A 22,364-nucleotide genomic window follows, 5' to 3' on the forward strand; every position below is an offset into this window, starting at 1 on the left:
GCGCGTAAACCCGTACAGAGGGCCATCTGCTTGTCCTCTGTGCGTGTGCGCACACAAAAAACCCAAGACCTGATCGACCTGCCGCGTTATGCACAGGCATGACAGAACAAGCAAAATTCCTGAACGGGTCGCTGATGCGGCATATCGCGATCATGTCGCTGACCTCCAGCTTTGGGCTGATGGCGGTGTTCCTCGTCGATTTTGTCGACATGATCTTTATCTCAATGCTGGGCAAAGCAGAACTGGCCGCCGCCATCGGATATGCGGGTGCGATCCTGTTTTTTACCAGCTCGTTTGGCATCGGCATGGCGATTTCTGCCGGGGCGTTGGTGTCGCGGGCCTTGGGGGCGGGAGACACGGCATTGGCACAGGCCAAAGCCAGCCATACATTGATCTACGGCTTTGTTTTTGGCGTCATTTTTTCAGCCTTGGTTTGGTTTAATATCAGACCCCTAGCCCAATTGCTGGGCGCGCAGGGCGACACGCTGGATCTGGCGGTGCGGTATCTGCAAATCATCATCCCATCCCTGCCAATCCTATTGTTGGGAATGGTTGGCGGCGCAATTTTGCGCGCCCATGGGGATGCCCGCCGGTCGATGTTTGCCACGTTCTGGGGCGCGATTGTGAACGCTGTGTTGGACCCGATCCTGATCTTTGGCTTTGATCTGGAATTGACCGGTGCGGCCATGGCATCGGTGGCGGCGCGGATCGTGATCGCAACCGCGTCAATTCTGCCAATTTTCCGCTATTATGGCGGGCTTGGGCGGCCCAAAGCCAAAGAATTGGCCAGCGATTTATCCCCGGTCATGGCATTGGCGATCCCGGCGATTCTGACGCAATTGGCCACCCCAATCGGACAGGCCTATGTGACCCGCGCAATGGCGACCTATGGTGAACAAGCCGTCGCTGGGATGGCCATCATCGGTCGATTGATCCCGGTTGGCTTTGCGGTGATCTTTGCACTGTCGGGGGCGATTGGGCCGATCATCGGTCAGAACTTTGGCGCAGGGCAGATGGACCGCGTGCGCCAATCCTTCAAAGAGGGATTGCTGTTCACCGCAGGCATTGTCGTGGTTGTTTCCGCGATCTTCTTTGCCTTGCGCAGCCCGCTGGAATTGCTGTTTGCACTGGACGGCGAGGCGCGCCAATTGGTGTTCCTGTTTGCCGGCCCACTGTCGTTGTTGTTCTTTTTCAACGGGGCGATTTTTGTGGCCAATGCTGCGTTTAACAATCTGGGCCATCCGTTTTATTCCACTTGGATCAACTGGGGCCGCCACACTTTGGGCACGGTGCCGTTTGTGATGCTAGGGTCCGCATGGCTGGGTGCGCCGGGCGTGATCATCGGGCAATATCTGGGCGGTGTTGTGTTCGGGATTGTCGCCATTTGGCTGGCCTGGCGGGTGATTTCGTCAGGCGGCGCCGCGGATACGCGTGAACCATTCCACCGTCATCTCACTCTGTTTGGGAACCTCCAACGGCGTCGCTAATCCGTCCAACAGATCATCGACCGTTTTGGTTTCCTGCGCGGTCAATGTCTGCGCGCGCGGATAGATCGGGCATGCGCGATCGTTCAACACAGGAACATCCCAACCGGCCGTGGTGTCGGCAAAATGCTGCGCCCCGTCGGGACCCATCAAACGCAGATAGCCCTGAATGACAACATCCGGATAAGACAGCAAAATCCGGTGCGATTGATTGGTGCGAACAGTGGTGTCCGGGTCCACTTCGTAGATCATGGTCTGGGGCAGTGCGTGCGAAATATCGACCCGGCGGTAGGCGCGTTCACGTTCGTCCAATGCCGCCCAATCCTGATCCGGGACCTGCGCGACCATACCGTGAATGGTGCTGTCAGCATGGGGTTCCACGCTGAGATATCCAAGTGTGCGATGCGGCGAAAAACGCCAGACACGTCGCCACCCAGACAGGGTGGCTGGCTTAGGGGACGGATAGGTGTGTGTGTCCAGATTGACCAATGAGCCATAGCCAAAGAAATGGCGGCTCATGTCCAGCCACCCAGAGCGCGGATCGCCGTTGAAGATGCGTTCGACATAGGCAAATTCACAAAACACCAAGCCGGTGTGCCGACACGGGCCAACAGCTGCGATTGCCGCCCTTGCAGCCGGTAATGCCGGTAAATCTGCGCGGCCGGTGACATGCGCGCAGAAATACGTTGGCCGGGTCGGGCCAGAACGCCAACAGGCACATGGTCCATGATCGACCGCCAATCCTGCCACAGATGAAACTGCGCCAGATTATCCGCCCCCATGAGCCAGACAAACCGCACCCCAGGGTAAATCGCGTGAAGCTTTGACAGGGTTTGCGCCGTGTACCGGGTGCCCAGACGGGTTTCGATGTCGGTTATCTGCACCTTTGGATGGGCCATGATGGTTTGGGCGATTTGCAGGCGTCGTGCCATGGGGGCAGGGCCCGTTTGCTTTAATGGATTACCGGGGCTGACCAGCCACCAAACTTGATCCAAGCCAAAGCGTTTCAACGCATTTTGCGTAATATGCACATGCCCATCATGAGCAGGATCAAAAGATCCACCCAATAAACCAACCACTTGTCCCGATCGGGCCTGAGGATGAGAGGTCATAGGATTTATCACGTGATGCCTTGCTTGGACTTGCTTATGCCAAAAAAGGGATAACCGACAAGGATGTAAAGTAGTTTGGTCAGATATCACAGCAAACCGATCGTTAGTTGCGAATTTAAAAGGAAAATTCCAAATGCCAAGAAAGCCCGTTAAATTGTAATTTTTGCGCTGTTGTGCATTAATACGTTACCAAGGCTACCGGTTTAGGTGTTGAACAAGCGTATCTACTATTAGTTGAAAGCCGCAACGTGTATTTTGTGACGTTGATCATTGTGACCATTTTTTGTGTGCTGCCCCTCGTATATTTTTGGGGGCGCGGCAAGGCACGGCAATTGCGCGACACCCAAAAGGTTCTGGATGGCACGCGGTTGGATCTAATTCGGCAATTGCGTGAAGCGGAACATTTCCGCATGGTTGCTGAACATGCAAATGATGGGATCGTCATTCAGGATATGGATGGCAGCGTTGTTTGGCCCAACCCCGCCTATTGTCGTATCATGAAACGCAAAGCCGAAGATATTATTGGCCGTAATCCGCTTGAATTTGCCTTGCCCAATGAGGACAAACCACCGCCGGAAGCGATCGAAAAATTTCGATATCAGCGTGGGTCGAACAATTCCACGGGGTTGCACCTGTTTCGCAATGTGCGCGGTGACGGCACGATGTTCTGGAACCAGATTAACGTATCCATCCGTCAATCAGCAGATGGAAACGAACACGCCATTCTGGTGTGTCGGGATGTAACAGAACAGATTGAACACGAAGAGAAACTGCATGAGGCCCGCAACAAGCTTGAAATCGCGGCGACCCATGATTCCCTGACCGGATTGGCAAATCGCGGGGCGCTGCTGCGTTTTACCGAAGATATGCTATCTCTGACCGCCCATCGCAGTGGGAATGTGGGTTTGTTGCATATGGATTTGGATAAATTCAAAGAAATCAATGATACGCATGGGCATTCTGCCGGGGATGCGACACTGAAACATGTGGCAGATGCGCTGCGTGAAAATGTGCGTTCGTCGGATATGGTGGCCCGGGTTGGCGGGGATGAATTTGTTGTTGTTTGCCCCGGCGTGAATGCGCTTGAGGATCTAGAAGAGCTGGGTCAGTCGCTGGCAAACGCGATTTCAGTCCCGTTTGAATGGCGTGAACGCACATTGGTTTGCCGGGCCAGTATTGGGGCCGCGCTGTCGGAAAATGATGGGCTAGATTCCGAAGAATTGCTGCTTCGTGCCGATTTCGCTCTGTATGAGGCCAAGCGGGAAGGACGGGATCAGGTTGCGTCATATGACGAAGTGCTACACCAGCGCCACACGTTGGAATTGAGGCGCGGTACCGAGCTGCGAGAGGCGGTGCTTGAGCATAAATTGATCCATTATTTCCAACCCACATTGAACCTTGAAACCGGGGCCATTGAAGGGTTCGAAACGCTGGTACGATGGCAGCATCCAGAAGACGGATTAATCCCTCCGATCCACTTTTTACCCATGGCAGAAGAGCTGGGCCTGATGGCCGAGCTGGATTTCCTGTCGATGGACGCAGCCCTGTCGATGAAGGCGCTGATGGATCGATCGCAGATGCCGGGCCTGAAATTTGCGTTTAACGCTTCGGGCGAATTACTGGCGCATCCCGAATTTATTGACCGATTGATGCGAGGGGTGCTGGGACGTGGCATTGATCCAAGCCAAGTAGTGATCGAAGTGCTGGAAACCACGGTTATTGGCGACGTTCAGGATGAAAACGCCCCTGCGCGGGTGATTGCTGAGCTGCGGGATGCCGGGTTCCGGGTGATGCTGGACGACTTTGGTGTGGGTTATGCCGGGCTGGCGCATCTGGCGCAATTGGCGGTGACGGGCGTCAAAATCGACCAGAGTTTGGTGCGTAATATGATGCATGATGAAACCAGCGCAAAAATCGTCGCGACGATCATCGAACTGTGCGAGAATCTAGAACTTGAACTGATCGCCGAAGGCGTAGAAAGCCACGATATGGCGGGCCGATTGCATGAACTGGGATGCCCGATTTTGCAAGGCTACTGGGTGTCACGCCCCATGCCCACGGAACAGGTCAGCAATTGGCTGGAAACCGGCATGCCCGAAGATGTTTCCGTCCAAGAAGTGGCCGGTTAAGCCGTCAACCCAGCCAGCCCCCATTGAATACAAGCGCCTTGCAGATTAGGAAGGGTGAAATTTGAATTCTGCGGAGCCGAACCAATGGCAGCCTATCAATATGTCTATCACATGGACGGGGTTTCAAAAACCTATCCCGGTGGAAAGAAAACCTTTGAAAACATCCGGCTAAGCTTCTTGCCGGGGGTGAAAATCGGCGTGGTTGGCACCAACGGGGCCGGTAAATCGACGTTGATGCGGATCATGGCCGGAATCGACAAAGATTTCACCGGCGAAGCCTGGGCCGCAGAAGGTGCCAAAGTTGGCTATCTGCCCCAAGAGCCGCAATTGGATGAAAGCCTGAATGTGCGTGAAAATGTCATGCTGGGCGTGAAGGCCAAGAAAGACATTCTGGATCGCTATAACGAATTGGCGATGAATTATTCTGATGAAACAGCCGATGAAATGGCCAAGCTTCAGGATGAAATCGACAGCCAGAACCTATGGGATCTGGATGCGCAAATCGACGTCTCGATGGAGGCATTGCGCTGCCCGGCAGATGACGCGGATGTGTCAACCTTGTCGGGTGGTGAAAAACGCCGGGTTGCTCTGTGTCAATTGCTGTTAGAAGCGCCAGATATGTTGTTGCTCGATGAACCGACCAACCATTTGGACGCGGAAACCATTGCTTGGTTGCAGCAGCATCTGATTGATTACAAAGGCACAATTTTGGTTGTCACCCATGATCGCTATTTCCTGGACGACATTACAGGCTGGATTTTGGAATTGGACCGGGGGTCAGGCATCCCTTACGAAGGCAATTATTCCAGCTGGCTGGAACAAAAAGCAAAACGTCTGGAACAAGAAGCCCGCGAAGACAAATCCAAACAGAAAACGCTGGAACGCGAACTGGAATGGATGCGACAGGGGCAAAAGGCGCGTCAGGCAAAATCCAAGGCGCGTATCTCGGCTTATAATGATCTGGCAAGCCAATCTGAGCGTGAAAAACTGTCGCGTGCGCAGATCATTATCCCCAATGGTCAACGCTTGGGCAGCAAAGTGATCGACGTCGAAAACATGACCAAGGCGATGGGCGATAAGCTGTTGATCGAAAACCTTGAATTCAGCCTGCCACCCGGTGGGATTGTCGGGGTGATCGGGCCAAACGGCGCGGGTAAATCTACCTTGTTCCGGATGTTGACCGGTCAGGAAAAGCCCGATGGCGGGGAAATTTCGATGGGCGACACGGTGCAACTGTCTTATGTCGATCAATCCCGTGACGCTCTGGATCCAAACGCAACCGTTTGGGAAGAGATTTCTGACGGCGGCGAAGTTATCCAGCTTGGCGATGCCCAAATGAACAGCCGCGCCTATTGTTCCGCGTTTAATTTCAAAGGCGGCGATCAGCAGAAAAAAGTTGGTATCCTGTCAGGTGGTGAACGCAATCGCGTGCATCTGGCCAAGTTGCTAAAAGCGGGCGGAAACGTTCTGTTGCTCGATGAACCGACCAACGATCTGGACGTCGAAACCCTACGAGCCCTCGAAGATGCGCTGGTCGATTTCGCCGGTTGCGCGGTCGTGATTTCGCACGATCGTTTCTTCTTGGATCGGATTTGTACGCATATCCTGGCCTTCGAAGGCGACGCGCATGTGGAATGGTTCGAAGGCAACTTTGAAGATTACGAAGAGGACAAAAAACGTCGTCTTGGTGCCGATGCATTGGAACCTAAGCGCCTGAAACACAAGAAATTTGCGCGCTAATCATACCGATTTTGACGATCAAATGCGGGGCTTAGATTAGGCCCCGCTTTTTTGTGAATTTGAACCTGAAGCCGTTCAAACCTGAGTGAAGTGGCCGAAAGTGAATACCGGAATGGCTGCAAATCCGGCATGGTCTGCGCAGCCCAAAGGAGCCAATTATGCAAGTAAACCGGTATTTGATCGCAACTGTTTTGGTGATCGGCGTCTCGATTGCCGCCCATTTGGGCAAGTTTCATATCACATTGGGCGCGCACCCGTTTTGGGCGACAAAAGCCATCCTTTTTGGCACACCAATCGGGCTGGCATTTGCTTTGGGGCTTGTGCGGATATTGGGGCGGGAAAAATGGCTATCGGCTGTGTTTGCTGTGCTGATGATTGGCGCGTTTTGGGTGGCGTATTCCGGAAAAATCCAGTTTGCCGCATCCTATGCAGAAGACATTGCCGCAGGCCAAAGATGGTTTTTCGGCTGGATCGGATTTTGCGCCGCCTTTTCAGGTCTGATGGCCGCGCTTGTGATGATCAGGCGCGATTGAAATGGCCTAAGAGCCGCCCCATTTCTGGATCGCACTTGCTGGCATAGCGCCAGATTGGCGTTTCACTTCTTTGCCACTTTTGAATTTGATCATCGTGGGAATGCCGCGAATGCCATATTTCGTGCTGGCCTTTTGATGGGCCTCTGTGTTGAGCTTTACCAGACGGGCCTTGCCGTTTAAGCTGTTGGCCGCTTTGGAAAATTCCGGAGCCATTTGGCGACAGGGACCACACCAAGGTGCCCAAAAATCGACGATCAATGGCAGGTCGTCATTGCGCGCGGCCTTTTGCAATGTGGCCAGATCGATTTCGGGGGCTTTGCCGGTGACCAGACGCGAACCGCAGGTGGCGCATTTGGCCGAGGCCAGTCGGTCACTGGGCGCACGGTTCACTTGGCCGCATTCAAAACAGGTTAATTTTAGCTGGGTCACCGGGCGGCTCCTTCATATGTGATGCTTCAAATATGTTGGGAAACCGCCCCGGACAAGGTCAAGCAGATCACGTGATGCAAACGTGATCAGGCCGCGGTTTTTTCCGCAGGTTTTTCTTCTGACTGATCAGCGTCCGCCGCTTCCGTTTCTGGCGCAAGGTCTGCTACTGGTTCCGCTTCGGCTTCTGCGGTCTCCTCTACCGCCGTCTCTGGCGTGTCTTGAGCGGTCGCTTCTTCGCTTGGGGCGGGCAGGGCCAGGGCTTCGTCGGGCATGTGTTCGGGCAAATTCACCAAAATGGTGCTATTGGCCGCATCAATTGTGATCAGCGGCATCGACTCCAATGTGCTCAGCACGTCATTCACTTCGCCCAAAGCGCGTTCAACAGTTTGGCGCTGGGTTTCAATGACGGCTTCTACTTTGTTGTTTTTACGTCCGAAAAGGAATTTGAACATGGGAACTGGCCTTTTGATTCTGGGGTTATGCCAACATATAATCCCTAGATAGTGGGTGTGTAGGGGAAAGCTGTCGCGTTTCCCTCATAAGCGGGAAATTGCAAGGTTAAAGGTCCAATTTTAGGGCTGAAAAGTCGATATTTCTTGCATTTTTCGAAAATAGCTATATCTGCGAGCACGCGAGTTACTGCTATCGACCACTGTATCCTTCTAAGGCCCAGTTCTTCGATCCAGACCTGACGAGCCAAATCGCTGCACGTCGCGAGCGAAATTTGTAAGGAGAATACGGATGGCTACTGGCACCGTAAAATGGTTCAACACAACCAAAGGCTTCGGCTTTATTGCACCAGACGAAGGCGGCAAAGACGTTTTCGTACACATTTCTGCTGTTGAGCGTTCCGGCCTGACCGGCCTGGCTGACAACCAGAAAGTAGAATTTGAACTGCAAGCTGGCCGTGACGGTCGTGAATCTGCGGTTAATCTGACACTGGTTGACTAAACCACGTCTTGAAAAGACTCATGCGGGGCACAATACTGCCCCCATGAAACATTTTACTTATGCATTAACGACCATCGCCTGTATGGCGACCAGCGCGATCGCCCAAGAGGCGGTTGTGCATGATCTGGGCGGAACACGCGAAGCGACCGGCGCCGGAGAAGAGCTGGATTTCATCATGGAAATCCTGGGGGAACTGAACCCGCAATCCATTGAAATTAACAAAGAAATCTGCGGCTATATTGGTTATAACCGCTTGGGCGAATTGGTTCATACGCGCAATATGATTGGCGAAGAGGCCAGTTGTTGGTTGCCGCAATGGCCCACCAAAATGGTGGTTGTGGCCAGCTATCACACCCATTCGACCTATTCGCCGGAATATGATTCCGAAATACCGTCGCTGACCGATTATGAATCTGACGAAGCGTCGGGCATTGATGGATATGTGGCCACACCGGGCGGGCGGCTTTGGTATATTGATACCGACGCCGAACGCGTGTCTCAGATTTGCGGCGTGGGGTGTTTGCCTGCGGATCCCAATTTCATTGATGAACCCAAAGGGCGCATCCGCGAGAGTTATTCGCTACGCGCGCTTTATAAACGGGCGGGAAATTAGCCAGTTTAGGGCGTGATCACATCCAATATCGCGGGCCCCATAGCGTCGACAATCAGGGTGACGCCGGTCGCATTGGGGTGGATCCCATCGGCCTGCATCACGTCGCGCAATTCGGCGGGCGTTTCGCCAATGCTGCGTAAGCCCTCGAAAAAGCTGGGGAAATATCCGGTGCCATATTGCGCGGCCAGATCGGGATACATCTGATCAAAGGCCGATTTGTAATCCGGGCCGTAATTGGACGGGGCCTGCATGCCCACCAATAGCACCTGCACCTCGGCCATTTGGGCCGCTTGCAATATACCGTCCAAATTGGCTGCGGAATTGGCCGGGTCAATGCCGCGCAACACGTCATTGCCCCCCAGCGCCACGATCAACACATCCACATCTGGCGTCAATGTCCAGGCCGCACGCGACAATCCGCCTGCCGTGGTGTCGCCCGAAACACCTGCATTGATCATCACCACATCCGCGCCGTTTTCGGTCAGCCAAGCCTGCATCTGTGGTACAAATCCGTCCCTTTCAGGCAGGCCATAGCCCTGCGTCAGGCTGTCGCCCAAAGCGGCAATTGTGATCGGTTCAGCATTTGCAAACAAAGGCAGGATATTTAGGCTCAAAATCAATGCGGTTGCTGTCTTGCTGATTTTGAATACGCGCCCATATGCAAAAGACCGACATTTAGTGAAAGCCAGATTTATGACTGATCCGATTTTGTCCCTGAACGATGTGTCCTTGTCGCTGCGATCCAATGCTGGGCAGGTCGATATTTTGCATTCCATTTCGATGGATGTTTCAGCGGGGGAAACGCTGGGATTGATCGGGCCTAGCGGGTCGGGCAAATCGTCACTCCTTATGCTTATGGGCGGGCTGGAACAGGCCAGCGCCGGGAAAATAACCGCGTTGGGGCAGGACCTGACCGCCATGGACGAAGACGCCTTGGCGAGGTTCCGCAGGGATCATATGGGGGTGGTGTTCCAAAGCTTCCACCTTATTCCCACAATGACTGCACTGGAAAATGTTGCAACTCCGTTAGAATTGGCGGGGGAAAAGGACGCATTTGCGCGCGCGGCGGCAGAATTGGATGCGGTGGGCCTGTCTCATCGGGCGGATCATTATCCCGGTCAAATGTCGGGCGGTGAACAGCAACGGGTTGCGCTGGCCCGTGCAGCGGCCCCGCGTCCTGCGATTTTGCTGGCGGATGAACCGACGGGGAATTTGGACGAAACCAATGGCGCGGCGATCGTTGATTTGTTGATGGGATTGCGGGACCGGCACGGGGCAACACTGATCTTGGTGACCCATTCGGGCGAATTGGCGGCGCGATGTGACCGCGTTGTGCGGCTGCGTGACGGCCGGGTAGACACCCTGCAGCAGGCCGCAGAATGAGCGTCGCACAGGCGGCGCGCATCGCCCGGCGCGAATTGCGCGGGGGCCTGCGCGGATTTCGGATTTTTCTGGCTTGTCTGGCCTTGGGCGTGGCGGCCATCGCCGCCGTGGGCACGGTGCGCGCGTCCATCGCCGCCGGATTGGCCGCCGAAGGGGCCGCATTGTTGGGCGGCGACGCTGAGGTGCGGTTCACCTATCGCTACGCAAGCGAAGACGAACGCAACTGGATGAACTCAATCGCTGAAACGGTGTCCGAAACGGTCGATTTCCGGTCCATGGCCGTGGTTCCAAATCCAGACGGGGATGCGGAACGCGCCCTGACCCAAGTGATGGGTGTGGATGATCCCTATCCGTTGATTGGGCGGGTGCAACTGGACCCTGACATTGATCTGGACGTTGCGCTAAATGGCACAGATGGGCTGCCCGGTGGGGTGATGCAACGGGTACTGGCGGACCGGCTGGGATTGAAACCCGGTGATGTGTTTCGGCTAGGCGTGCAGGATTTTGTGCTGGGGGCGGTGCTAGAACGGTATCCGGATGATGCGGGCGGCGGGTTCAGCCTTGGACCGCGCAGCATCGTGCGCAGGGTTGATCTGGCGCAGTCCGGGTTGCTGGCCGACGGGACCCTGTTTGAAAGCAATTACCGGCTTGATCTGCCCGATGGTGCGGATCTGGCCGCATTAGAAGCCGAAGCAGAACACCGTTATCGTGATACTGGACTGCGCTGGCAGGATGCGCGCAACGGCGCGCCGGGCATGACTCGGTTTGTGGATCGGATCGGCGCGTTTCTGATCTTGGTCGGCCTATCAGGGTTGGCCGTCGGTGGGGTCGGTGTGTCCGCCGCTGTGCGCGCCTATTTGGCCGGCAAAACCGGTGTCATTGCCACGTTGAAGACCCTCGGGGCGACGCGCAACATCATCTTTCAGACCTATTTCATCCAAATCGGCGTTTTGACCTTGGTTGGGGTGGCGTTGGGGTTGATCCTTGGCGTTGTGATCCCTTTGGCCTTGGCCCCTGTGATCGCGGCGCAATTGCCGATCCCGGCCTTGTTTGCGGTCTATCCCTCGGTCCTGATCGAGGCGGCGATTTACGGGGTTTTGACCGCGCTGATATTCACATTGTGGCCCTTGGCCCGCGCAGAGGAAATCAAGGCCGCCACCTTGTTTCGGGACGCATTTGGGTCCGTGCGCGGCCTGCCTGCGCTACGCTATGTTATTGCGACGCTGGGCTTGGTCGGTCTGCTGCTGGCGGCGGCGATCTGGTTTTCGGGGACGATGTTTCTGACATTGTGGACCGCAGGCGGCATCACGGGGGCGCTCATCCTATTGGTGCTGGCGGCGATGCTGGCGCGGGCTGTCGCACGTCGGTCCCGCGTCTGGGCACGGGGGCGTCCATCGCTGCGTTCCGCTCTGGCGGCGATTGGTGATCCGGGCGGGGAAACCACATCGGTTGTCTTATCGCTCGGATTGGGATTGGCGGTGCTGGCCGCTGTTGGGCAGATCGACGGAAATTTGCGAAACTCAATTGCGGATGAATTGCCGGATGTCGCGCCGTCTTATTTCTTTGTTGATATTCAGCCCGGCCAAATTGATGGATTTCATGAGCGGCTGAACGGCGATACAGGCGTTTCACAGGTTGAGGCGGCACCGATGCTGCGGGGTATTATCACCCGCATCAATGGCCAACCGGCCGCCGATGTGGTGGGGGATCATTGGGTGATCCAGGGGGATCGCGGCGTGACCTATGCCGGGGCATTGCCCGATGGGACAACCCTAACCGAAGGTGCGTGGTGGGGCGAAGATTATGCCGGACCTCCGTTGATCAGTTTTTCTGACGAAGAGGCCCGCGAAATGGGGCTCTCTATCGGGGATGAAATCACGATTAACATTTTGGGACGCGACATCGTCGCCACCCTTGCCAGTTTTCGCGAAGTGCATTTTGAAACCGCAGGAATTGGGTTTGTGATTTCGATGAATCCCGGGGCCTTGGCGGGGGCGCCTCATAGCTGGATCGCCACCGTTTACGCACAAGAGGACGCAGAAGCCGCGATTTTGCGGGATCTAGCGCAGGCCTATCCCAATATCACGGCCATCCGTGTACGGGATGGCATTGACCGCGTGGTAGAAGTCCTGAGCGGGATCGCAACAGCGACGCGCTACGGAGCAGGCGCAACATTGCTGACCGGATTTCTGGTGCTGATGGGGGCGGCTGCGGCGGGTGAACGGGCGCGTACCTATGAAAGCGCGGTGCTGAAAACCTTGGGCGCATCACGCGCACGCATTTTGGGCAGCTTTGCATTGCGTGCCGCGTTGCTTGGGGCGGCGGCCGGGATTGTGTCGCTGTTTGCCGGGATATTGGGGGGCTGGGCCGTCAGCAAGTTTGTGATGGAGAGTGATTTTACCATCATCTGGGGGTCCGCATTGGCCATTGTCGTCGGCGGCATTGTGGCGACATTGTTGGCGGGTTTGTTGTTTGCACTGCGCCCCTTGGCGGCACGGCCTGCGCAAATTTTGCGCGCCCGCGAATAATCTGCAGGCGCATGTGCCTTAGCGTGCTGAAATGCTGGCGACGGGGTAATCTGATCGTGCCCCGTCATTGTCTTCAAACCATGACAGATAGGCGAACCCCAGTTCTGGCAACAAAACAAGCCCGTCGACCAATTGTTCGGCCCCGTCATAATGCACCATGATATCAATGGCTTCGTAGCTGCAGTCGCCGATGATCTGGGTGCGTGGACCGCCCATCGCAAAGGTTTGTGTTTCCGGGGATGTGCCATCCGCATCGGTGAGGGTCACGTCCGCCTGCCATCTGGCGCCAGCTTGGGGGATTGGCATTTGCGCGATGGACATCGGAAAGGCCGTGGTCAAACGCGAGCCAAAATCAGGCTGACCATCAATGATGTCCTGTGACACCAGCAAATAGACCCCATAGGCCAGATCCAACTGATATTGATCATCGCCGGGATTGCCGCCAACCGCCCGCACCAGCCCTTCTTTCATGCTGGTATACACTTCTTGGGTGCCATCGGTGAAATTCAACTGAATGCCGCGTTGCAAATCAGAGGCAATCGGGCAAGCCACCGCCATCCCCCCGATCAAGGTGCAAGCGGCGACAGCTGTGGCGAAAACGAAAGGCGTGTTAGAAAAGGTCATGGGATACCCAATTGAAAATTCAGCGATACCGAAGGCAATGTCACATCGGCTTAGCCAAGCTTCGTCTTTTGGGGGCCAATGCGTCAAGTCCGGTCTGTCAGACCTTGACGATATGATCGGACGTAAAAAAGGGCGCCAAACAGGCGCCCCAATGTCGATTATAAAGGATTGTCCATGCGCAGACGACAGCGGATAGAGCCACGCGTGGGTTCGCGCCAAACGACACGCACTTCGCGTTTGTCGGCGCCATATTCCGTGTCGAACCACGGCGCATCATAAATCGTGGTGCTGCCTGAATTACGCAATTGTCCGTTTGCGCTATAGCTTTCGACGGTGCGTGCAAACCCTCGGAAAGGCAGTTTGGTATCCGTGTCGATGATCCAGGTCTGTGACGCTGTCGATTCCGTCGCGGTAATAATGCGTGGATTTTCAATAGGTTCGTTGATCGCGTTGAACACATTTCCGGTAAAGGTGATGTTGCGCATGCTGTTATATTTCAGATCCGCAAATGTCGTGTCCACATGTTCGATCCGGTCAATATTCCCGTTCAAAGTCCGAAACACGTTCCCGGTGACGGACAACCCGTTGATGAAATGGTCGCTGCCATGTGGTTTGACCACAATCCAGTTGAACCACCGCGCGACATCATTGGCTGTGAATGTGTTGCCAGTGATGGTTAGACCGCCAAACGAAAAGTCAGACCCCTGATCAGGTGTCGCATCATATTCATTGGTCCATTCGATAAAATTGTTATCGATGTAATTCCCGGTCACGATGGATTTCACATTCGAAGTGGCAAAAACCAGACCGCCCAGACGGACTCCGTCTGTTTCCTCGTCCCCTTGGAACCAGTGATTGCCCACAATCGTCGAACCAGAGCCGCCAACAACAACAAAGTGGCGGAAATAGGTGCCACGGTTGTCGCGGACCTTTAGGTCATTTGCGTTGGTGTTGATCGCAATTGTTGTGCGGTCCTGAACGCGCACCGTGCTTTCGCTTGATTGGATGTTGCACCGGTCAATCATCAGACCCTGACACCCGGAGCCATGCGATGTGATGGCCCGATCCGACGGTTTGGTAAAGAAACAATCGCGGACATGAAATGCCGTGCCAGAATTTGCCAGAATCACACCGCTGGCCATGTTGTTACACTGGAACTCAATGTCAGACAGGATGAACAGGCTGATCTTGGTGAATCCTGAAAAATCCAGCAGGTACTTAAACCGGGTAAAGGTAAAGACTTGGGTGCCTTCTGCGTCAAACAAAGGTTGGCTCAACGTGATCGTCTGCGCGGCTTCGTTTTTGGCGCGTACGTAAATTTCGCGCCCCACACCATTGCCCGTGATCAAACTACCGACCGGAATATTGGCCACACCTGTCACATTCGTCAGCGTCAATGGCGTGGACGTGGAATAGGTCCCTTGTGATGCAAACACATCCGGGTCCCAGGCCGGGCCAGAAATCGGCGCAAGCTGGCCATTGCGAATGACACGGCGTGACGCAAAAGAAGTTTTTGTGCCTTCTGCCGCTTGCAAATCCAGCGGTTCGGTCAGGCCAATGCGGCGCCCCCCCAAGTCAAGCGATTCATGATCCGAATAATTCAACAACGCCTGAAACGACTTTTTCAGCGCCAGCTCTTCGTTGGCAAACGCATCCAAATAGGTCTGATAGTCAAAATTACGCTGCAAGATCAGGTATCTGTCCGCAGGCATTGTAATCGTGCCTTCGAATTTGACCTCATTTTGAAAGGTCACGTTATTGGCCAAATGATAGACGCCTTCGGAAATCAGGACTTTGCGACCACCGGCCGCTGCATCTGCGGCTTCGAATGCCGCTGAATCATTGGTAACCCCATCCCCAATCGCGCCATAGTCGCGCACGTCCACAACACCCATCATGTCGCGGATAAACACATTGGTCACATCTTCGATTTGGATGTCATCGATGCGAATAACGCCGCCATTTGATCCTGTTAGATCCAGACCAATATGGCCGTAGATCGCCCCGTTCCAGATCATATCCACACCGGTGCGATCCCCTGTGCCGATAATGGCCGAAATTTCAACAACTTCGCCATAGGTCGTCAATTGGGTCGACGGGCCTGTTTCACTATCGACAGTGGCATGACCACCACCGCTTTGACCGGCCCAACCGGCGATACGCACAGCGGGGAATGCCCCGGCAACCGCTTTGACGCGCGCTGTGACACGCAAATAGCACCCCGGCAAAATCGGCGTTTCACCCATATAGCGGACCTTGGTGACCGATTGGGTTTTCACCACTTCCAGACATCCCGCGAAATTGGCATCAGCAGGCACAAAGGCCCCATTGCCAGACCCGTCATAGGTGTCTGAGCCCGGTGTGCCATTCTGGCTTGACCAAACGTCCAGACCGCCAGAAAACGCTGGCGGCATAAAGACCAGCCCGTCAGTAATCGCCTTGTTCATAATATCCCCTTTCACGGGGTGGAATGGTGGAGCTTGGCCCCACGCCTTGCCCATCACACCATACCACCCGTCAGATCCTTGACCGTAAAACCGGGCACAGGGTCCGGCTCGGGCGGAAGAGATACCAACAAGCTGTAAAGAGGGGCTGATCCCACCGTGACGGTGGGGGGCGCAAAGATTGCGATCAGGTTAATGACGCAGAACATTGAGCCGCGAAAAACAAAAGCCCCGTATGGATTTCTCCGCACGGGGCTGGTCGTTTGGGATGATATGCGGGATCAGATCAGATCGCCGTTCAGGCCCTGTTCAATCAACGCGATGGATTCGTCGATCCCATAAAGGGCGATGAAACCGCCAAATCGCGGCCCTTGAGACGCGCCCAGCAGCACTTCATAGAGCGCCTTAAACCAGTCGCGCATCGGATCAAACCGTTCACGACCCACAGAAAACACAACCGATTGCAGCTCATCCCCGTCAATCGGCCCATCATAGGCTTTCAACTTGTCGCGCAATTCCTCAAGGGCTTCGCGTTCCAGATCCGTCGGCGCGCGATACACTTTCTTGGGTTTCACAAAATCATTGTAATACCGCACGGCAAACCCAGCCGCCGCATCCAGATCAGGGTGGGTTTCGGCGCTGGCCTCTGGTGCATACCGCTGAATAAAGCCCCAAAGCTGTTCTTTCTCTTCGGCCATGGCGACGCTGGCCAGGTTCAACAGCATCGAAAATGGCACAATCATGTTGGATGCTGGCACGTTGTGACCGTGAATGTGAAACACCGGATTGGCCAACCGTTTGGTCGCGTCCTGATCCGCATAGGCGCGCAACTGCTGGTGATATTCGTCCACCGCTTTGGGGATCACATCAAAATGCAACCGTTTGGCGGTTTTTGGCTTTTGATACATGAAATACGACAGCGATTCCGCGCTGGCATAGGTCAGCCATTCATCAATGCTGATCCCGTTGCCAGATGATTTCGAAATCTTCTGCCCGCCTTCGTCCAGAAACAGCTCATAGACAAAATGTTCGGGGGCTTTCTGACCCAAAATTGTGCAGATCCGATCGTAGATATGCGTGTTGGTCGAATGATCTTTGCCATACATTTCAAAGTCGACTTCCAGCGCCGCCCAACGCGCACCAAAATCCGGCTTCCATTGCAGTTTCACATTGCCACCCGTGACGGGCAGGGTCCATTCGCGACCTTCTTCGTCGTCAAATGTCACCGTGTGATTGACCGGATCGACCGATTTCATCGGCACATACAGAACCCGCCCGGTTTCCGGGTGGATCGGTAGGAAAATCGAATAGGTCGCCGCACGTTCTTCGCGCAGGGATTTCAGCATCACTTTCATGATGTCATCGTATTTTTCAACACAGCGTTTCAGCACATCGTCGAATTGGCCAGAGCGGTAGAATTCGGTGGAAGAATAAAAATCATATTCAAACCCGAACGTATCCAAAAACCGGCACAGCATTGCATTGTTATGCGCGCCAAAACTGTCATGGGTGCCAAATGGATCGGGCACGGATGTCAGTGGCATTTGCAAATGATCGTTCAACATATCCTGCTGAGGCAATTTGCCCGGCACTTTGCGCATGCCGTCCAGATCGTCAGAAAAAGAAATCAGACGGGTCGGAATATCGCTGATCACCTCAAAGGCGCGGCGGATCATTGTGGTGCGCAGCACCTCGCCAAAGGTGCCGATATGAGGCAGTCCAGACGGGCCATACCCCGTTTCAAACAACACATATCCCTTTTCTGGCGGCGTCTTCTCAAAGCGTTTGAGCAGGCGGCGCGCCTCTTCAAAGGGCCATGCTTTGGAGCTCATCGCAGCGTCGCGCAGATCAGACATATCTTCCTCATTTCGACTTTTTCGACCGTTCCCAATGAACAGACCGCGCGACTACCTATTGCGACGACGCGTCCACGTCAATAAATGTTGGGGGAACACGCCCTAAAAGCAATGAGGTAATCCATGTCCGAAACGCCCCTTTTCTCTGCTCAGGACAGCCTTTGCGCCCTGATGATCGCCGTATCTGCGGCTGATGCGAATATCCGCACGTCTGAGTTGGTGAAAATCACCAATGCGATCAACATGTTGCCAGTTTTTGGTGATTATGACGAAACCAAACTGACCAATGTGTCCCAATCGGTGTTTGACCTGCTGGAACAAGAGGACGGATTGGACGCGCTGTTTGGTTTGATCCGGGACGCGTTGCCCGAACGTCTGTTTGAAACGGCTTATGCACTGTCTTGTGATGTGGCGGCTGCCGATGGGTCGATTGCAGATTCTGAGGGTCGGATGCTCGAAGAAATCCGCTATGAGCTGAATATTGATCGCCTGCACGCCGCCGCCATTGAACGCGGGGCGCGCGCGCGTCACATGACGCTTTAATCGGTCACCGCAACCTGTGCGACCACCTGCGCGGGGGCATAGATTTGCCCCCAGCGCTGCAACAGACGCTGCTGCAACCGTTTGGCGCGTGTATTATATGTGCGCGCGCCGTGGGGCATTTCATCTGGGCTGGCTTTGCCGATTTCCCGTTGTTCCAGATCGCCGCTGATGATCGCAAATGCCAAATGATCGCCACCTGACACCTGAACATATCCTGCCAATGCGGATACAAAATTAAGCGTGCCGGTTTTGGCGCGCACATCCGCCGGGTGATCCCGCAACACATTGCCTTCTGCGTCGCGTAGCGCGATATGTTTCAAAATCGGGTGCAGCGCGTCGAAACTGCCCTCAGAGGTCAGGATTTTGATCATTTGGTCCGCGTTGATCCGGGTCAGGTCACCCAATCCGGAATGATCGACAAAAGAGGCATTTACACCAAAGGTCTGATTGATCCACTGGGTCATTTGCTGGGCGGACCCCTGTAGATCAGTCGGAACAGTCCCGCTGCGCCGCTTAGACGCTGCCAGCCCGACGATCTCAGCGGTGAGATTGGTCGAATATTTCAACATATCCCGCAGGATGTCTTGTAGGGGGGCGCTGTTGTGCAAGGCCAGTTCGGTGCCCGACGGGGTTTGCGTCATGCGCTGTGCCTGCGGCAATGTCACGCCCTGTGCACGGGCCAAGGTCCGAAACACATCCCCCGCATACAGCGCGGGTTTGCGCACCGGCAACCAGCGTGATCCGCGATCCCCCAGAGCCCCCCGTGCGACGCTCCAATTGTCGGTGTTTTCCGCGCTTTCATAGGCATAGATCGGGCGGCTACGATCGGCGACGCGCATCCGCGCGATTGTGACATCGGGGCGGTACAACTCCGTGCGCGCATCCATCGACACCCGATAGGACCCACCCGCGCGCGCCCATTCAAAATGCACGCGGTTGAAATTCAAATTCAGCCCGGAAAGGGCAGGATTATATCCCAGATGATCCAGCTGACCGGGATCAATTTCTTCTTCGTAGGGTAGGGCGTTTCCATAGACCTTGAACCCGCCTGTCACCCCCAGAATACCGGCGGATTTCAGCGCCGCCGCCAGATCGGCCAAATGGTCGGTCGTCAAAACAGGATCGCCGCCACCCGCCAAGATCAGATCACCCTGAATGATCCCATCGCGGATCGGACCGGTGGCCAATATCCGGGTGGAAAACCGATAATTGGCCCCCAACGCATCCAACGCATAAAGCGCGGTCACAGATTTGGTCACCGAAGCAGGGGGCAAAAACACATCGCCCTGATGGGATTCCAGCATTTGCCCGGATCGCATATTTGCAATCGCCACCGACATATCCCCCCCCAATCCGGAATTTTCCAGAATGTCCTGCAGCGAAGTGCGCGCTTGTGGGCGAATCCGGCTTAGGCCCAGATCGCGGGCGCGTTCACGTGGGCGCAGCGATCGCGCTGGCGCATCAGCAAACGTCGCCGTGGCAACAGCGGATAAAGCACCGGTTAACAGCGCGCGGCGGGTAAGGGTCACAGACATGCGCGGACATTAGACCGACCATCACATGGGCTGCAACGGCGCTTACGGGAAATTGATAAAACTCTGGTGTTGGATACGGGTTTAAGCGGGCGGATGTCAGGGCCATGTCCTGAGGCGTCAGATGGAACGCTTTGCCAAATCCGCCGTTTAGAAATCCCTGCCCCACATCCAACCGATAAAAGTCAAAATCCGTGAAATCCACATAAAGCGCCGCCTTGGGATGGGTTTGCAACCAGGCGTCCCTTTGGCCGGTTTTGGGGGTGAGGATGGCGCGGCATTGCAGTGTCAGACGGGGATGGGTCAACGGATCCCCCTTTGGTCCCGGCTCTCCGATTAACAGGGAACAGGCGGGATCGGCCTTGATGGCTTGGGTATGTAGCGACAGGTCCGAGATCAGGATATGCAGGCCCGTCGGGGTCAATCCGACCGCAATTCGGGTCACCATTGGGGCTTTGGTCACCGGATCAAGGGTGGCGATCGCCCCAAACCGGGCTTGGCCAATCAAATCACGGGCCAACTGTCTGGCGGATTCTTCGGTGGGGCGGATCGGGGATGTCATGGCATCAACCTACGGCTTTGCTGACACAGATCAAGGCGCCGAAGCTACAACCGGGGCACTGTCCTGCCAATTCCTCAGCCTGAAAGGAGGCCTGATATGTACAAAAACATCCTCGTCCCCGTCGCCTTTGACGACACGCATGATAATTCCAGCGCCCTGAATGCCGCGCGTGCATTGGTCGATGAAGGGGGCACCATCACCCTGCTGCACGTCATGGACGCCGTACCGACCTACGCCGTGTCCTATTTGCCCGCTGGGTATCGCACCACGGCGCGTGATGGGATCATCAGCGAATTAAACGCCACCGCCGACAGTGTTCCGGGTGGCAAAAGTGACGTCATCGAAGGTCATCCCGGCACATCCATCGTGGAATATGCCAATGAAAAAGGGGCAGACCTGATTGTTGTGGCATCTCACCGTCCGGGCTTTTCGGATTATTTCCTAGGGTCCACCGCCGCCCGTGTGGTGCGGCACGCCCAATGCGCAGTGCATGTCACCCGCTAAGGTTTCGATCTAACCCCTTCACGGGGGCGACTTTTCTTGGCAAGCTGGGGCAAAGGAGGATCCAATGCCCCAGATCACAGTCAACGCCCCCGGTGCAAAACCGGTGCAAACCGTCCTGACCACGTTTGATACCACCCCCGGCATGTGCCAGGACCTGCTCGAAGCGCTGCAAGCGGCCTATGCCGACTGCATTTCCAAACAACACGGGTTTATTGCGGCAGGGTTGCACGTCAATGATGCCCAAACCCGCATCGCAAATTATTCCCAATGGCAACGCCGCGAGGATTTTCAAGCGATGCTGCGCACCCCCGAAATGCGGGATCGCAATCGCAAAATCAACGAATTGTGCAAAAGCTTTGAACCCGTCATGTACGACGTCGCCGAGGTATTTTAGATGCGCCTAGCCCTCGCGACACTTGCACTCATAGCCCTCGCAAATTGCGGTGGCGTGCCGTTTGTGCCGATTATTTAAAGCGTCATCTTCGGATTTAGAAGGATTGTGATCCAGCTTTTTGGGGCTAATAAAATAAACTGTGCTCCGAACTCCATTCGGTTTTGGATAGGGTTTTTAGTAGCTTAGAGGAAGTTCCGGCAATGGACTTACTATTTCTTGCCAGAGTGCGATTGAGTTTCAGCACTTCTTGGTTGGGAAGGGCTATTACGTTTGGATGTTTTGGACCAACTACAAACCCAACAGCGATTTCAGGGGAAAATGTAGTCCATAACTCAACGCCTTCATCACCTAACTCTTGCTCTGGATAGTTTTCAAACCTCACTACGGGGTTACTGCCAATTATAAATTTTTTTGCTACGGAAATGGGAGTAGCTACAATAATTTCCATTTTGTTTAAAATATTGAGAATGTGCCCTGATTGCCTGGAAAAGTTGATCACTCGAGCCTGCCCAGCCACAAACTTCTGCCATTCGCTGTTGAAGAATTGGACTCTCTCTTCCTGACATATTTCGCGGTTCTCGCTTTCAAATCTGTTGAGCTGTTCGTCAGTAAAAACTTCTCGAATGGAACTCTCGACAATCGGATCAGAAAAATCAGGAGTGCGAGTTCTATGATTATAAAAAAACTGCACAAATCGCGCTCGAAGATCTGGTGAGGGGAAGGTAAGTTTGGAAGTGGCGATCGATTCATTGAAAATAGATGTAAATTCAGGGATGTAGTTGTCAAATTGCTTCCCAAAAAATACTTCTAGATCATCGTTTCGCTTTCCATCTTCTTCAATCAAAGTATTATACGATCTGCGTTTGAATATAGATTTTATATTTCGTGCCACGGCTTCTTGGGTGGCACTATCTCTACTCAAATGAAAGGTCTGATCTCCTCGTACCGTAAAATTCTTAAGCAACGATCGCGGGATATAGTGGTGATTTTTGGATGCACTCAT

The 22,364-nt window shown here is 54.6% G+C and carries 22 protein-coding genes; 11 read left to right on the forward strand and 11 right to left on the reverse strand.

All coding sequences use genetic code 11. The annotated features are described in order from the left end of the window. The first annotated feature begins 98 nt into the window (after positions 1 to 98). Positions 99 to 1,487 (forward strand): MATE family efflux transporter, encoded by a 1,389-nt coding sequence (locus tag AB1F12_RS03290; RefSeq protein WP_368186550.1) that lies wholly within the window; start codon positions 99 to 101, stop codon positions 1,485 to 1,487. Here AB1F12_RS03290 and AB1F12_RS03295 read toward each other — a convergent pair. Both AB1F12_RS03295 and AB1F12_RS03300 read right to left on the reverse strand, forming a co-directional pair. Continuing rightward, the gene (locus tag AB1F12_RS03295) at positions 1,410 to 2,003 is read right to left on the reverse strand and encodes a gamma-glutamylcyclotransferase family protein (protein ID WP_368186551.1); all 594 of its coding nucleotides are present in this window, start codon (positions 2,001 to 2,003) and stop codon (positions 1,410 to 1,412) included. The two genes, AB1F12_RS03290 and AB1F12_RS03295, sit on opposite strands and share 78 nt — an antisense overlap. After that, positions 2,000 to 2,596, reverse strand: coding sequence for a nicotinate-nucleotide adenylyltransferase (locus AB1F12_RS03300; protein ID WP_368186553.1), 597 nt, complete (start codon positions 2,594 to 2,596; stop codon positions 2,000 to 2,002). Before AB1F12_RS03300 ends, AB1F12_RS03295 begins: the two co-directional genes overlap by 4 nt. A 332-nt stretch (positions 2,597 to 2,928) precedes the next feature. On the opposite strand from AB1F12_RS03300, the gene AB1F12_RS03305 reads away from it, so the two are divergent. The 3 genes from AB1F12_RS03305 to AB1F12_RS03315 all read left to right on the forward strand — a co-directional run bounded on the left by AB1F12_RS03305 (position 2,929) and on the right by AB1F12_RS03315 (position 6,998). After that, positions 2,929 to 4,725, forward strand: a complete 1,797-nt coding sequence (locus AB1F12_RS03305) for a putative bifunctional diguanylate cyclase/phosphodiesterase (protein WP_368186555.1) — start codon at positions 2,929 to 2,931, stop codon at positions 4,723 to 4,725. Positions 4,726 to 4,809: 84 nt separating this feature from the next. Then, the gene (gene ettA, locus AB1F12_RS03310; protein ID WP_368186557.1) at positions 4,810 to 6,465 is read left to right on the forward strand and encodes an energy-dependent translational throttle protein EttA; all 1,656 of its coding nucleotides are present in this window, start codon (positions 4,810 to 4,812) and stop codon (positions 6,463 to 6,465) included. A 158-nt stretch (positions 6,466 to 6,623) separates the two neighbouring features. Next, the gene (locus AB1F12_RS03315; protein WP_368186559.1) at positions 6,624 to 6,998 is read left to right on the forward strand and encodes a hypothetical protein; all 375 of its coding nucleotides are present in this window, start codon (positions 6,624 to 6,626) and stop codon (positions 6,996 to 6,998) included. Positions 6,999 to 7,004: 6 nt separating this feature from the next. On the opposite strand, the gene trxC is transcribed toward AB1F12_RS03315, so the two are convergent. Both trxC and AB1F12_RS03325 read right to left on the reverse strand, forming a co-directional pair. Beyond that, positions 7,005 to 7,427 (reverse strand): thioredoxin TrxC, encoded by a 423-nt coding sequence (trxC, locus tag AB1F12_RS03320; RefSeq protein WP_368186560.1) that lies wholly within the window; start codon positions 7,425 to 7,427, stop codon positions 7,005 to 7,007. 86 nt (positions 7,428 to 7,513) lie between these two features. Further along, positions 7,514 to 7,879: a hypothetical protein gene (locus tag AB1F12_RS03325; protein WP_368186562.1), complete on the reverse strand. Its 366-nt coding sequence runs from the start codon at positions 7,877 to 7,879 to the stop codon at positions 7,514 to 7,516. A 289-nt stretch (positions 7,880 to 8,168) separates the two neighbouring features. Here AB1F12_RS03325 and AB1F12_RS03330 point away from each other — a divergent pair, with 289 nt between their 5' ends. Both AB1F12_RS03330 and AB1F12_RS03335 read left to right on the forward strand, forming a co-directional pair. Beyond that, positions 8,169 to 8,378 carry a cold-shock protein gene (locus AB1F12_RS03330; RefSeq protein WP_368186564.1) on the forward strand — a complete coding sequence of 70 codons (210 nt, stop codon included), beginning with the start codon at positions 8,169 to 8,171 and terminating at the stop codon, positions 8,376 to 8,378. Positions 8,379 to 8,421: 43 nt separating this feature from the next. Then, a complete protein-coding gene (locus AB1F12_RS03335; protein WP_368186566.1) occupies positions 8,422 to 8,991 on the forward strand; it encodes a DUF4329 domain-containing protein in 570 nt (189 codons plus the stop codon). Between the two features lie 5 nt (positions 8,992 to 8,996). On the opposite strand, the gene AB1F12_RS03340 is transcribed toward AB1F12_RS03335, so the two are convergent. Next, complete coding sequence (locus tag AB1F12_RS03340; RefSeq protein ID WP_368186567.1) at positions 8,997 to 9,605, reverse strand: arylesterase; 609 nt, start codon at positions 9,603 to 9,605, stop codon at positions 8,997 to 8,999. A 79-nt stretch (positions 9,606 to 9,684) separates the two neighbouring features. Here AB1F12_RS03340 and AB1F12_RS03345 point away from each other — a divergent pair, with 79 nt between their 5' ends. Further along, entirely contained in the window at positions 9,685 to 10,374 is a 690-nt protein-coding gene (locus tag AB1F12_RS03345; protein WP_368186569.1) for an ABC transporter ATP-binding protein, read from the forward strand. Further along, on the forward strand, positions 10,371 to 12,902 hold the full coding sequence (locus AB1F12_RS03350; protein ID WP_368186570.1) for an ABC transporter permease: 2,532 nt from the start codon (positions 10,371 to 10,373) through the stop codon (positions 12,900 to 12,902). Before AB1F12_RS03345 ends, AB1F12_RS03350 begins: the two co-directional genes overlap by 4 nt. Before the next feature lie 18 nt (positions 12,903 to 12,920). Here the strand turns inward: AB1F12_RS03350 and AB1F12_RS03355 are convergent, their stop codons facing one another. The 3 genes from AB1F12_RS03355 to AB1F12_RS03365 form a co-directional block, all read right to left on the reverse strand. Further along, entirely contained in the window at positions 12,921 to 13,526 is a 606-nt protein-coding gene (locus tag AB1F12_RS03355) for a hypothetical protein (RefSeq protein WP_368186571.1), read from the reverse strand. 158 nt (positions 13,527 to 13,684) lie between these two features. Continuing rightward, the gene (locus AB1F12_RS03360; protein ID WP_368186573.1) at positions 13,685 to 15,973 is read right to left on the reverse strand and encodes a right-handed parallel beta-helix repeat-containing protein; all 2,289 of its coding nucleotides are present in this window, start codon (positions 15,971 to 15,973) and stop codon (positions 13,685 to 13,687) included. Positions 15,974 to 16,251: 278 nt separating this feature from the next. After that, positions 16,252 to 17,826 carry a lysine--tRNA ligase gene (locus AB1F12_RS03365; protein ID WP_368186574.1) on the reverse strand — a complete coding sequence of 525 codons (1,575 nt, stop codon included), beginning with the start codon at positions 17,824 to 17,826 and terminating at the stop codon, positions 16,252 to 16,254. Positions 17,827 to 17,949: 123 nt separating this feature from the next. On the opposite strand from AB1F12_RS03365, the gene AB1F12_RS03370 reads away from it, so the two are divergent. After that, complete coding sequence (locus AB1F12_RS03370) at positions 17,950 to 18,369, forward strand: tellurite resistance TerB family protein (RefSeq protein WP_368186576.1); 420 nt, start codon at positions 17,950 to 17,952, stop codon at positions 18,367 to 18,369. Here the strand turns inward: AB1F12_RS03370 and dacB are convergent. Then, positions 18,366 to 19,904 carry a D-alanyl-D-alanine carboxypeptidase/D-alanyl-D-alanine-endopeptidase gene (gene dacB / locus AB1F12_RS03375; protein WP_368186577.1) on the reverse strand — a complete coding sequence of 513 codons (1,539 nt, stop codon included), beginning with the start codon at positions 19,902 to 19,904 and terminating at the stop codon, positions 18,366 to 18,368. The genes AB1F12_RS03370 and dacB overlap by 4 nt on opposite strands. Further along, positions 19,831 to 20,463 carry a HugZ family protein gene (locus tag AB1F12_RS03380; protein WP_368186579.1) on the reverse strand — a complete coding sequence of 211 codons (633 nt, stop codon included), beginning with the start codon at positions 20,461 to 20,463 and terminating at the stop codon, positions 19,831 to 19,833. The genes dacB and AB1F12_RS03380 overlap by 74 nt, the downstream gene beginning before the upstream one ends. A gap of 96 nt (positions 20,464 to 20,559) precedes the next feature. Between AB1F12_RS03380 and AB1F12_RS03385 the strand changes: the two genes are divergently transcribed. Together AB1F12_RS03385 and AB1F12_RS03390 are read left to right on the forward strand one after the other, a co-directional pair. Beyond that, positions 20,560 to 20,967: a universal stress protein gene (locus AB1F12_RS03385; RefSeq protein WP_368186581.1), complete on the forward strand. Its 408-nt coding sequence runs from the start codon at positions 20,560 to 20,562 to the stop codon at positions 20,965 to 20,967. 64 nt (positions 20,968 to 21,031) lie between these two features. After that, complete coding sequence (locus tag AB1F12_RS03390; protein WP_368186582.1) at positions 21,032 to 21,361, forward strand: antibiotic biosynthesis monooxygenase; 330 nt, start codon at positions 21,032 to 21,034, stop codon at positions 21,359 to 21,361. A 124-nt stretch (positions 21,362 to 21,485) separates the two neighbouring features. Here AB1F12_RS03390 and AB1F12_RS03395 read toward each other — a convergent pair whose 3' ends face one another. Beyond that, entirely contained in the window at positions 21,486 to 22,364 is an 879-nt protein-coding gene (locus AB1F12_RS03395; protein ID WP_368186584.1) for a DUF4238 domain-containing protein, read from the reverse strand.

Source organism: Aestuariibius sp. HNIBRBA575 (assembly GCF_040932005.1).
In the GTDB taxonomy this organism is placed as follows: Bacteria; Pseudomonadota; Alphaproteobacteria; order Rhodobacterales; family Rhodobacteraceae; genus CANLNM01.

Excerpts from the sequence above, each read along its gene's own strand:
- AB1F12_RS03290 (WP_368186550.1), top strand. The coding sequence starts at position 99 with ATGACAGAACAAGCAAAATTCCTGAACGGGTCGCTGATGCGGCATATC.
- AB1F12_RS03295 (WP_368186551.1), bottom strand. The coding sequence starts at position 2,003 with ATGAGCCGCCATTTCTTTGGCTATGGCTCATTGGTCAATCTGGACACA.
- AB1F12_RS03300 (WP_368186553.1), bottom strand. The coding sequence starts at position 2,596 with ATGACCTCTCATCCTCAGGCCCGATCGGGACAAGTGGTTGGTTTATTG.
- ettA (WP_368186557.1), top strand. The coding sequence starts at position 4,810 with ATGGCAGCCTATCAATATGTCTATCACATGGACGGGGTTTCAAAAACC.
- AB1F12_RS03315 (WP_368186559.1), top strand. The coding sequence starts at position 6,624 with ATGCAAGTAAACCGGTATTTGATCGCAACTGTTTTGGTGATCGGCGTC.
- AB1F12_RS03325 (WP_368186562.1), bottom strand. The coding sequence starts at position 7,879 with ATGTTCAAATTCCTTTTCGGACGTAAAAACAACAAAGTAGAAGCCGTC.
- AB1F12_RS03330 (WP_368186564.1), top strand. The coding sequence starts at position 8,169 with ATGGCTACTGGCACCGTAAAATGGTTCAACACAACCAAAGGCTTCGGC.
- AB1F12_RS03335 (WP_368186566.1), top strand. The coding sequence starts at position 8,422 with ATGAAACATTTTACTTATGCATTAACGACCATCGCCTGTATGGCGACC.
- AB1F12_RS03345 (WP_368186569.1), top strand. The coding sequence starts at position 9,685 with ATGACTGATCCGATTTTGTCCCTGAACGATGTGTCCTTGTCGCTGCGA.
- AB1F12_RS03350 (WP_368186570.1), top strand. The coding sequence starts at position 10,371 with ATGAGCGTCGCACAGGCGGCGCGCATCGCCCGGCGCGAATTGCGCGGG.
- AB1F12_RS03355 (WP_368186571.1), bottom strand. The coding sequence starts at position 13,526 with ATGACCTTTTCTAACACGCCTTTCGTTTTCGCCACAGCTGTCGCCGCT.
- AB1F12_RS03360 (WP_368186573.1), bottom strand. The coding sequence starts at position 15,973 with ATGAACAAGGCGATTACTGACGGGCTGGTCTTTATGCCGCCAGCGTTT.
- AB1F12_RS03365 (WP_368186574.1), bottom strand. The coding sequence starts at position 17,826 with ATGTCTGATCTGCGCGACGCTGCGATGAGCTCCAAAGCATGGCCCTTT.
- AB1F12_RS03370 (WP_368186576.1), top strand. The coding sequence starts at position 17,950 with ATGTCCGAAACGCCCCTTTTCTCTGCTCAGGACAGCCTTTGCGCCCTG.
- dacB (WP_368186577.1), bottom strand. The coding sequence starts at position 19,904 with ATGTCTGTGACCCTTACCCGCCGCGCGCTGTTAACCGGTGCTTTATCC.
- AB1F12_RS03380 (WP_368186579.1), bottom strand. The coding sequence starts at position 20,463 with ATGACATCCCCGATCCGCCCCACCGAAGAATCCGCCAGACAGTTGGCC.
- AB1F12_RS03385 (WP_368186581.1), top strand. The coding sequence starts at position 20,560 with ATGTACAAAAACATCCTCGTCCCCGTCGCCTTTGACGACACGCATGAT.
- AB1F12_RS03390 (WP_368186582.1), top strand. The coding sequence starts at position 21,032 with ATGCCCCAGATCACAGTCAACGCCCCCGGTGCAAAACCGGTGCAAACC.
- AB1F12_RS03395 (WP_368186584.1), bottom strand. The coding sequence starts at position 22,364 with ATGAGTGCATCCAAAAATCACCACTATATCCCGCGATCGTTGCTTAAG.